Origin of the sequence: Mycoplasmopsis opalescens ATCC 27921 (genome assembly GCF_000712185.1) — a bacterium.
GTDB lineage: Bacteria > Bacillota_I > Bacilli_A > Mycoplasmatales > Metamycoplasmataceae > Mycoplasmopsis > Mycoplasmopsis opalescens.
Genome location: NZ_JOOB01000013.1, coordinates 16726 through 27399, shown reverse-complemented (window position 1 = coordinate 27399; position 10674 = coordinate 16726). Strand labels below are relative to the sequence as shown.

Below are 10674 nucleotides of genomic sequence, written 5' to 3'. Positions count from 1 at the left end.
AAAAAAAATTTTACCAATTTGCCTATTGTATAGGCTTTTTGGTAAAATTATAATTATTTTAAAACTATATTTACAATTTTATTAGGAACATAAATTATTTGTTTTATATCTTGGCCATTAATTCACTTGGCTACTAATTCTTTTGCTTTATCAACCACTGCATCTTTGTTATTTTCTGTAATAGAAATAGATAATGTGGCTCTCATTTTACCATTCACACTAATAGAGTAAGTGATTTCATCAATTTCTAGAGCTTTTTTATCAACTGTAAAGTCAGTTAAATTTTCTAAATTAAATAATTCTTCAGAAAGCTCTCAAGCGATATGAGGAATGTATGGTTCTAAAACATTTAAAAGAACATAAAACATTTCGCTTATTAATTTGTGATCGTCTATTATCTCATAAGCGTTTAAAACTTCCATGCATCAAGCAATGATTGTGTTGTAACTATAGCCATGGGATCTATCGTTAAAGATTTCTTCTTGTTTGGATAAAGCTTGATAAAGTTTTCTTCTTGCTTCTTTTTCTTGTTTTGAAAGATTTAAAGTATTTATTTTACCAAAATCCCTGTACACAGCTAAATTTGATGATTTTTGGATTAAACGTTTTATGAAACGGGCACATCCATCAATTCCTGATGAGGATCATTCAAGTTCTTTTTCAGGTGGTGCAGCAAAAAGTATAAATAATCTACCAACATCAGCCCCATATTCTTTTATGACTTCTGTTGGGCTAACAGTATTGCCTTTTGATTTAGACATTTTTACACCGCCTTTATTAACCATTCCTTGTGTTAATAAATTCTTAAAAGGTTCTCTAATGTCTATGGAGTCAATATCATCTAAAGCTTTAGTGAAATAGCGTGCATAAAGCAAGTGCAATATTGCGTGTTCAATACCACCGATATATTCATCAACTGGCAACCAATATTTTATTTTTTCTTTATCAAATAAGCATAATTCGCGAATTGAAGGAGGAGTTGTGTAACGTAAAAAGTAATAACTTGATTGGAAGAATGTATCCATCGTGTCTGTTTCTCGTTTGGCATTTTTGTTGCATTTAGGACAAGAGACATTTAATCATTCTTCATTAGTTAATAAAGGATTTCCTCCGCTTTTAAAATCAACTTTATCAGGCAATGTGACAGGTAAATTTTTAGCTGGAACTATGCCACAAGCATCACAGTGAACAAGTGGAATAGGCGCTCCCCAATACCTTTGACGAGATATTCCCCAATCTTTTAAATTTAAATTATGATGTTCCTTAAGTTTTTCATTATCTAAGTTAACATTTAAAGATTTAAAATTAAAATTATTAAGCTTATTAAACTCAGCATGACTTTTACTTTTTTTACTATCCACAAGGATAATTCGGTCAATTTCACCTAATGAAGCAAAATCAGATATAACAAGTTTGTAGTTTCGATTTGTTGCTTTAAAATAAACTTCAAAATTAAGTAATAATCCTAACTTTTTAGAAAAATCTTTAATTTGGGCTGCTCTTTTAATTTCGTCGATTTTATTTAATTCAGATTCATTAAAATAATTGTTTTGAATAAGTTCTTTAATTATTGAATGGTTTGCGCTAATTGCTAAATATTCAAAAGATGCAAAGTTATTTTTATCTTTTGAAAAGACGCTGACTTCATTAGCTTTAGTATAAGAATTTTCGAAGCTAAATGTTCCCAAAAAGCCTTTTTCATAGCCAATTCAGTTCTTTTGCATCATTAAAACTTTTTCAGGTCAGTGTCCTGCTAAGGTTTGTAAATCGTTTTGCAATTCTTCAGCATAATCACTAATTTTAAGATAATATTGCTGAATTTTCTTTTGCTTTATTGGACTATCACATCTTCAGCATTTATTGTCAATTACTTGTTCATTGGCTAAAACGGTTTGATCTTTTTCGCATCAATTGACATATGAATTACGACGTTCAACCATACCTTTTTCCCACATTTTAATAAAAATATATTGGTCTCATTTAGTATAACTTTCATCACTAGTTATTAATTCATAATCTCCTCAAGCAAATGAAATTCCTAAACTCTGTAATTGTTTATTCATTACTTCGATATTTGAATAAGTTCAATTTTTAGGATGGATATTATTTTTTACCGCGGCATTTTCTGCAGGCATACCGAAAGCATCTCAACCAAATGGATGTAAAACATTAAATCCCTTACGACGATAATAACGTGCCATTGCATCTGAAATCGAGTAGTTTCTAACATGACCCATATGAATGTTACCTGAGGGATAAGGAAACATGCTTAAAATATATTTTTTTGGTATTTTTGTGTCTTTTTTAGGTGTAAAATAGTCATTTTTAAATCAATAATCTTGTCATTTTTTTTCTATTTCTTGCGGATTATATTCTTTCATGTTTGCTCCTTAATCCTTGTTAATGTCGTAATAATTACGTGAAAAATTTGATTTAGCATTTATTGTCAAAATTATACTAATTAATATGCAGTTAATCGTTAAGTTAGCGACATTGAAAAGCCCGTATAATGAGAATAAACCAGTATAATAATTATTAATGTTGAAAAAAAGAATTTTTAACTTATCATAAGCATCAATTGCATCACTTATCATAATTGATTTACTTAAGCCAAAAAGATAAAAATAAAGCGGAGTAATTGAAATCATATTTGCGCCAATCATAATAAATGTTGTTATTAATGATGCGATTGGTAAAATAATAGCATTTAGTAAAATTTCCTTTTTCAGCTTATTTATAGTATTTTTTAAATTAGACCTAATCACAAAAAATAATAAAGAGTATGCTAAAAGCATCGACATATGACTTAAACTAAGGGCAAAATGTCCAACAATAGTTAAAGCATTATATCCATTGCTTGAAAAAAATGGTCCAATAAGAAAGCCAAGCAAAATAATTAAAAAAGTGTATCTAAAACCAATTATACGAAATGCAAAAATAACTAGGGCAATAGTTATATCATAACTTAAAAAAGAACCTGGAAAAAACTTAAGTAAAGAACCAAAAGAACCCAAAATAAGCATTAAAGCTAAAAAAAATGCAGTTAATGTGATTTGACGGATTAGAGGCTTTTTTCAATATATTGAATTAGTTTTACTTTGTGCCGAAAATTCTGTCACCAGCATCACCTAAACCGGGTTCAATATAAAGCTTTTTATTTAATTTTTCATCTAGCGCAGCTAGATAAATTTCAAAATTTTTGCCAAAATCATTTTCGATACGTTTAACACCTTCAGGACAACCGACAAGGCAAACTAAACGTATATTTGTAAAACCATCTTCTTGCAATTTTTTAATTGCATCGCAAGCAGAACCTCCGCTAGCTAACATTGGATCGACAACAATAATTGTCGAATCTTTGCTCACTTGAGGCATTTTATAAAAATATGTCATTGGTAAATGAGTGACTTCATCACGGTATAGACCAATATGTCCGACTTTTGCTTCAGGAATAAGCTTTAATAATCCTTCTGTCATTCCTAATCCAGCACGCAAAATTGGCACTATTACAATTTCACTCGCATAGTCTTGGCCAACATATTCTAAATCAAGAGGTGTTATGATTTTGCTTGTCTTGGTTTGATAGTTTCTTAAAATTTCATAAACCATCAAAGAAGCGATTTCATTAAGATTTTGCCTAAAAACGGAATGATTGCTATTTTTATCACGCATTCTAGTTAATTTAATTGAAATTAACGGATGTTCTAATACTTTTAACATAATTACTCCTTTATTTTAATTATTATAAATTAAAATAGCTTAATTATTTATTAAATTTAATTTTAGATGCTCTGACTTTTTATTTAGTTCTATGGTGCAAAAAAATAATAAAAAGATATAATTATAAAAGATCGATTTTTTATGGAGAGTAAAATGAAAAAATGAAAATTATTAACTATTGCTAATTCATCATTACTAATACCGTTTTCAGTAATTTCTTGTGTCGGTGCAACAAAAAAACTAAAAGAAGAAAAAATAACGCCGCAACCAAGCGATCAGGAAAATACATCTAATTCTGGAACCGATAATAATGATAATTCAGGTAACGATGATAAGGGTGGACAATTACCTAATAATGGCTCATCACTGGGTAAATCGTCAAATGGCGTTGCAAAAAATAATGACGAATTAAGTCCTTATTCATATGATGATTTAATTACTGATAACCTATATAATAAAAATCTTTATTCACTAAAAACATTATCAAATAATACAGCATCGAAAAATTATGATTTTTCTAAGTATGCAGATAAAAAAATTGAACCAATTAAATTAGAATCATTTAACAATGTGGATAAAAAAGATAATGCTAAAGCTGTTTACAAAGACACTTTTGATGAAATTTATAAATCTTTAAATTCATACAATAATTTAAAGCTTGCTACAGAAGATAAATTCATTAATTTTGATAGTAATTACAATGTTAAAGACTTATACATCAACAAATTTAATGCTGTGATTGCTGAAATTAATACTATTTTAGAAGAAGCTAAAGATAAATTCCAAAAATTTATTGATTCTACTGATCAAAGCGATGATGAATACGAATTATTCGATTTAATAGAAAATAATAAAAAAATATTAAGAAAAATTGATGAGAATAATGAAATTTCAGTTAATAATTGATTTGAATTTATTGAGCTAATGCCAAATAAAAATCAAAAATATTTTGCAGATGAAAAGGATAAACAATCAAAATTAAGTAAATTAAAAATTTACCAAAAAGACAGTAGCACAGCCTTAAACGAATTAAAAGATGTTTTACATAATCATAAATTATTTACAACTGAAAAGCCATTTGTTATTAGTTTGCCTAAAGAATTACATAACATTGGAACTAAGGTTGCATCAGTAAAACACCCAAAATGATTCACTGACTTTATTGAAACCAATAGAGTTGATAAATCATACACTGATGAAAAAACCAATCAAGTAAGACCAATGACAAATGAAGAAAAAAACGAATGATTTATTCATGAAATTTTCAATTTAGAAATGATGAGACAAGCCCTATTATCAACAGGCGAAGGATATTACGTTTCAGATAAAATTCTTGCAGCCTATATGCATGATAATTCTAATGAAAATAAAGAGAATAGCTTATTAGTTGATGCATTTGGTTGAGTTTCAGATAAATTAAAAGATAAAGACAAAGAATTAGAAAATTTTGCGCTTGAAACTATCAATAAAATTATCGATTCTAGCTGGAATACAGTCAAAAAAGTTAAAGCAGTTTCTGCATATATTTTATGAAATTTTGACTATGAGGATGATGATAATGCCTTAGCTAAATATGAAAATGCAAAGGGTTTATCCCTTGGAGATGACTACAATTTAATTTCAAGAGGCAAGGTTGTTTGCGAAGCCTATGCTAGAGCATTCTCATTATTTATGTACTACTTAGACATTCCTTCACGTTACTATGGCGGTAGAGGTGTTATTGAAGATGAGGAAGGCGAAGGAGAAACTAACTTTGAGCCGCACGCATGAAACGAAGTATACATTAAAGATTTAGGAGAGGACAAAGAAGGTTGATACCCTATCGATTTAACTTGATCAGATAGTGATGCTGGCGGAAGCATTGATGGATTAATCGATGATTCTGAAGTTGAAGGTGGTTCATTTAGCTCATATGATCCATCACAATTTACTTTTAAATTCGTTTTGAGTGGCGATAATTTTAGAAAATCACATGTAAGTGATTCAATCCTTAAAATATTCTACCAGGATAAACCTAAACCTTATGAAGCAAAATAAAAACGCAAATTATTTATTTGCGTTTTTTTGTTCATTTTTGAACATTGCATAGAAACTATAATTATTATTTTCATACTTAAGCTTAATAAAATATGTTTGAATTCCTCTGCTATTCATTTCATTTGGTAAATCTACACTTTCAGCGGAAACTAATTGAAGTTTTGCGTCGGTAATTTGATTGTTTTCTTTGTAACCAAAAGTAGAAAATAACTTATCTTTGAGCTCATTTTTAACAAAATTTTCTACATCTGGAACATTAATTATTTTGCTTTGATCAAAATAATAATTTTCAATTTTAAATAGCTTGTTAAAACCTTTAATTTTTATTGGAGCTAGTGTAATTTTCTTGCCATCTGGCTCATATCTGTCAAAAATTAATGTTAGCGTATCTCTTTCATCGATGCCACTTAATGTTTTAACAACATGTGAACCTGTAAAGGTTTCAAATTCATAATTTCCAAAAATTAATTTAGATTCGATATTCACATAATTTTCTCTTAATGTTTTTATAATCTCATTATTATTTTTTGCTGCTTTAAGTTTTGTTAATAACTCACTTGCAAGATTTTTGTTTTTTGAAGTTTGATGAGTCTCTACACTGAGTAAACCATTTAAATATTTATTAAAGTTATCGTTATCATAAATTGACTTTTTAAAGCCCTTTACAGTAACTTTTTCTTCTTTGGAAACTTGATTTTTATCATCTAAAGTTACAAAGCTAAATATAATTTCTCCATTTTTTGTATCTGAAAAATCTGAATTTTTTACATCCAAATAATATTTATTTTTGCTTTCATCTACCTTAGTTCCAATTAAAAATGAATATCTTCCTTGTGATGCAAATTCGAAAAAGTTTTTTAAGCTAATAAAGTTTTGTGCAACAACACCATTTTCTTCATCTTGCTCTTTGATTTCTTCCTCAGTTAAATCATCATAATCTAAGAAATTTGTAGTAATATCATCTTTGATTTTTGCTGGTGTAGATTTAGTTGCAAAATTAATTCCGAACTCATTGATTGTAACATCACCATTAAATAATGATTTTTTAGCTGGGAAATTATTGCCATCATGAAAGTTTGCAATTATTACTTTATCATTAATAATTGAATTGTCTAATTTACTCTTAGCTTTAACTAGTAATGTTAATAATCCCTTATCATCGTCGGCATTCGAATTGTCTAAATCAAAAGTCAATTCATATAAATCGTTTTGATACGAATAAGCTTTCATGCTTTCTTCAAGATTTAATTTTATTGTTTGGTTTGGATCCATTTTTGACTTGTCTACAGTGATATTGGTAAATTTTTGTAAATATTCAATTTGCTTTTCTAAGGTGTTTATTTTCTTTAGTTCTGCATAGATTTTAGCTGGAGTCGTGAAAAATGCTTCTTCATCCTTGTATTTTGAATCGTCAAATTTGCCAGCTTGGTTGCTAAAGTTATAACCATTGATTGTTTTAGGATTATCTCAGCCATTTATACCTCAGTTAAAAATTTTATAAGTATCTTCAGTCTTATTTTTAACACCGATATAAAGATGTAAATTATTAAATCCATGAATATGAGTTTGTTCAAGCCAAATCCTCATGTCTTTGTCTTCATCTAATTGGCCTGTAAATTCAATGTATTTTCCTAATTCTGCAAGCATTTTATGTTGATCAGCTTTAACTTCTTTTCTATATTCTCTCATATGATTTAAAAATCAATCTGATCTAACTCCTTGACCTAATTCGGTTAATTCACCTGTAAAAGTTATACCCGCAAAAGTACGAGATTGTTTACTATCTCACCCTTCAGCATGATCATTTTGTGAACCAGGCTCACCTTTGATATTTTTTTCAAATTCATCCTCATCAAGCTCTTCCTTAGCATGTTTATTGAATCCTTGGATAGTGTATGAAGCATCAATAAATTTATTTTTGTCAGCTTTATCAGGGTATTTACGCATATAGAAATGGTATTCACCATCACTGGCGTGAGCATGCGAGGTTTTGTCAAGTTCATAAAGTGAATTTTCGTCTAATTTAAGCTCCACACTAGTATATTGAGCGATCGAATCAATTTTTTCTTTAAAGCTATTAGCAACATCAACTTCTCTGGCAAGTTTATTGGCACTAGTTTTTTTACCAAATTCATTTACTTTGCCACCAATAATGATCTCACCATTAAATAAAACGATTTTATCGCGAGCTGGATATTCATGTCTTGAGATATCATTATGATTATTGACATTAATATTTTTAATTTCAATTTTTACTTTTTTTACTATGGTAGTTGAATTTTCTTTATCGTAAAGATCTAAAATTAAAATTAATTTTTCTTTATCTAGCTTGTCAACAAAATCATGGAATGTAGATTCGCTGAAATTAATTTTAAAATATGGATTTTCCTTTAATAAGTTCTTAATTTCAGGGATAAAAAAACTTAATTGGTCAACAGTTATATTAGCATTTTTTTCTAATTGTTTTTTTACAAAGCTTGGCTCAAAACCTGCTAAATAATCATTAGCTTCATAAGAAACCTCTTCGGTGATTATATTTTTATTATTATCATCGGTGATTATATTTTTATTATTATCATCGGTGATTATATTTTTATTATTATCTGGTTTACGTACGCATGATGCAGACATTAATGCGGTTGTACCAACACTAAGCGAGGAAAAGCAAAGAATTAATTTAGTTGCTTTCATATTATTCTCGATTCTACTTACTATTGTTATTAAATTAATATTTTTCACTAATCAATCTCTTATATTTTACAATATTTTAAATTCTTAGTTTTTGAAAAAATAAATAAGCACTCTTTGATAAAAGTGCTTATTCACAGCTATAAAATGCTAAATCATTATTTTTTTCCTTATCTGTCCGGGCTAGAAAATAAGATAACATTTTGCTTTTTTCTCTTTCATCTAATTTCATATTAGCACTTTTACGGTGGTTCAAATTATAAGAGAAAAAAGCTAAATTTATAATCATGTATGTTGCACCATAAGAAGGAACTTTTTTGCTTCAAATTCGTTGTGATTCATCGGAGCTTATACTTTGAATCCAATAACAAAAACGGTAAAGATTAAGTTGCAAAACAATTAGTAATGTTATTATTAAGCCCAAGATGTAAAAAATAATTGACCCGTATAAAAAAACTTTATTCTGTAGTGTTTCCGGCTTAATTGCACTAATAATAATTAATGCAGCAAAGACTAGAATTATTAATAATGATAATAAAATCATAACCATTGCAGGCGTTTTGGTTTTTACTTTGCTAAGTAAATCCTCAACTTTTTCTTTTTTAATTTTAAGATTCTTAAAACGAGAGGGATTGTGGTGAAATTCTGTTTTAGCCAATAGAAATATCCTCCGTGATGTAATCATATTTGTAAGAATAATTAGTTTTTCTACCTCATAATAAAATTGTTGAACTAACGCCGAATTGTCCAATAAACATTGTTAAAATTAAGAAAATTTTGCTTGTAACATTTAGTTGAGCAGAAAGTCCAGTTCCCAATCCGCAAGTACCAAAAGCTGAAGTGACTTCGAAGAAGACATCAGTCATTGTAAATTCATTATTAATTTCTGTTGTAGCTAGCGGCGATCTTGGGTAATGATTTAAACTACTTGAGCAAATTAAGGCAGTAGTTAATACTAAAATTAAAGCGCTGAAAAAGACATAAAAACTCATTTTAACAGTTTCCTCGCTGATAGTTCGACGGAATGCGCGTGTTGATTCTCTACCAGACAAACGCGAAAATAAACTAATCATTAAAATCGCGAAAGTAGTTGTTCTTATACCTCCACCTGTCGAAGCTGGACCAGCGCCAATAAACATTAGTATTAGGAGAATAATTTTACCTGAAGGTGTAAAAATATTATTATCAATTAAAGCAAAACCTGCAGAACGTGTCGAGATGCTTGTAAAAAATAGTTGTCATATTTTATGAGATTTAGAGATTTCATAACCATCAATTTTGGCATTAATAAAATGCTCTGAATCAGTTGAACTTAGCTCGGTTAAAAGTATCAAAAAAAAGCCAATTACAGTAATTATAAGATAAGTAAGTGTTGAAATTTTAGTAATTAATCTTCATTGATAATGAATATGTCTGCCATTTATAATTCGAAAACGTAAGAAATTAATAAAGTCATGAATTACGGGGAAACCTAAACCACCAATTAATAATAAAATTAAGAATAAAACATGTAATGAATAATTATATTGATAAGCACTCAAGCTATTTTGCCCAATAATGTCAAAACCAGCATTATTTAAGGCACTTATTGTATGGAAAAAACCATACCTAAAAGCTAAAGATCAATTTTTATGTGGCGAAATATAATCGACATTATTTATTAAACCGGGATTATTGGGTTCAATTCAATAAAAGTAAAAACTCAAAATTAAGCTAAACGATATTAAGACAACCATCAAAGTAGTAACTGAATCAATTATTGTTTTACGAGCTGTATCATTTTGTTGTGGTGCTCTTTCAATCGATATAAGCTGAATATCATTTAGAGACAGCTTTTTTTTGCGGAAAATAAAGTGAAAAATCCAAACCTTAAAGGCAAAAATCCCAATTCCGCCTAATAGTATTAATGTTGCAATTAGAATTTGACCAAAAATATTTCACTGTTTATATGTGTCAAAAACAACTAATCCGGTATCACTAAAGGCACTTGATGAGGTAAAAAGTGCATCAATTATGCTAACTTTAGAATTTGGATTTGATCATGTTAAAGGTGTTGCTAAAAAAATTGTTCCAATTAATAAAATAGCTAAATAGGTAAGTAAAATGAAAACTATTTTACTTAAGCTGCGGATGTAAATTTTGAAGCTTTTAAAAAAATTTTTGAATTTAGATTCTTTTTTAAAAGGGTTATGTTGCTTTTTATTAATCATAAAATTTGAACCTCATAAA

7 protein-coding genes are annotated in these 10674 nt (G+C 28.5%); 1 reads left to right on the top strand and 6 read right to left on the bottom strand.

The features are described from left to right. Nucleotides 1–53: 53 nt before the first annotated feature. From T385_RS0101425 to upp, 3 genes are read right to left on the bottom strand one after another with little or no spacing between them, the layout of a single operon-like run. Nucleotides 54–2381: a class I tRNA ligase family protein gene (locus T385_RS0101425; RefSeq protein ID WP_029905862.1), complete on the bottom strand. Its 2328-nt coding sequence runs from the start codon at nt 2379–2381 to the stop codon at nt 54–56. Nucleotides 2382–2390: 9 nt separating this feature from the next. Then, nucleotides 2391–3119, bottom strand: a complete 729-nt coding sequence (locus tag T385_RS0101420; protein WP_029905860.1) for an MPN527 family putative ECF transporter permease subunit — start codon at nt 3117–3119, stop codon at nt 2391–2393. Then, nucleotides 3094–3720, bottom strand: a complete 627-nt coding sequence (gene upp, locus T385_RS0101415; protein WP_029905858.1) for a uracil phosphoribosyltransferase — start codon at nt 3718–3720, stop codon at nt 3094–3096. Before upp ends, T385_RS0101420 begins: the two co-directional genes overlap by 26 nt. A gap of 153 nt (nt 3721–3873) precedes the next feature. Here upp and T385_RS0101410 point away from each other — a divergent pair, with 153 nt between their 5' ends. After that, complete coding sequence (locus T385_RS0101410) at nt 3874–5757, top strand: transglutaminase-like domain-containing protein (RefSeq protein ID WP_029905855.1); 1884 nt, start codon at nt 3874–3876, stop codon at nt 5755–5757. A 9-nt stretch (nt 5758–5766) separates the two neighbouring features. Here the strand turns inward: T385_RS0101410 and T385_RS0101405 are convergent, their stop codons facing one another. The 3 genes from T385_RS0101405 to T385_RS0101395 all read right to left on the bottom strand — a co-directional run bounded on the left by T385_RS0101405 (nt 5767) and on the right by T385_RS0101395 (nt 10655). Continuing rightward, the gene (locus T385_RS0101405) at nt 5767–8496 is read right to left on the bottom strand and encodes a hypothetical protein (RefSeq protein WP_156953943.1); all 2730 of its coding nucleotides are present in this window, start codon (nt 8494–8496) and stop codon (nt 5767–5769) included. A gap of 79 nt (nt 8497–8575) precedes the next feature. Further along, a complete protein-coding gene (locus T385_RS0101400; RefSeq protein WP_029905851.1) occupies nt 8576–9103 on the bottom strand; it encodes an MAG0130/MAG3770 family membrane protein in 528 nt (175 codons plus the stop codon). Continuing rightward, nucleotides 9096–10655 carry a TrkH family potassium uptake protein gene (locus T385_RS0101395; RefSeq protein WP_029905850.1) on the bottom strand — a complete coding sequence of 520 codons (1560 nt, stop codon included), beginning with the start codon at nt 10653–10655 and terminating at the stop codon, nt 9096–9098. Before T385_RS0101395 ends, T385_RS0101400 begins: the two co-directional genes overlap by 8 nt. Nucleotides 10656–10674: the final 19 nt, after the last annotated feature.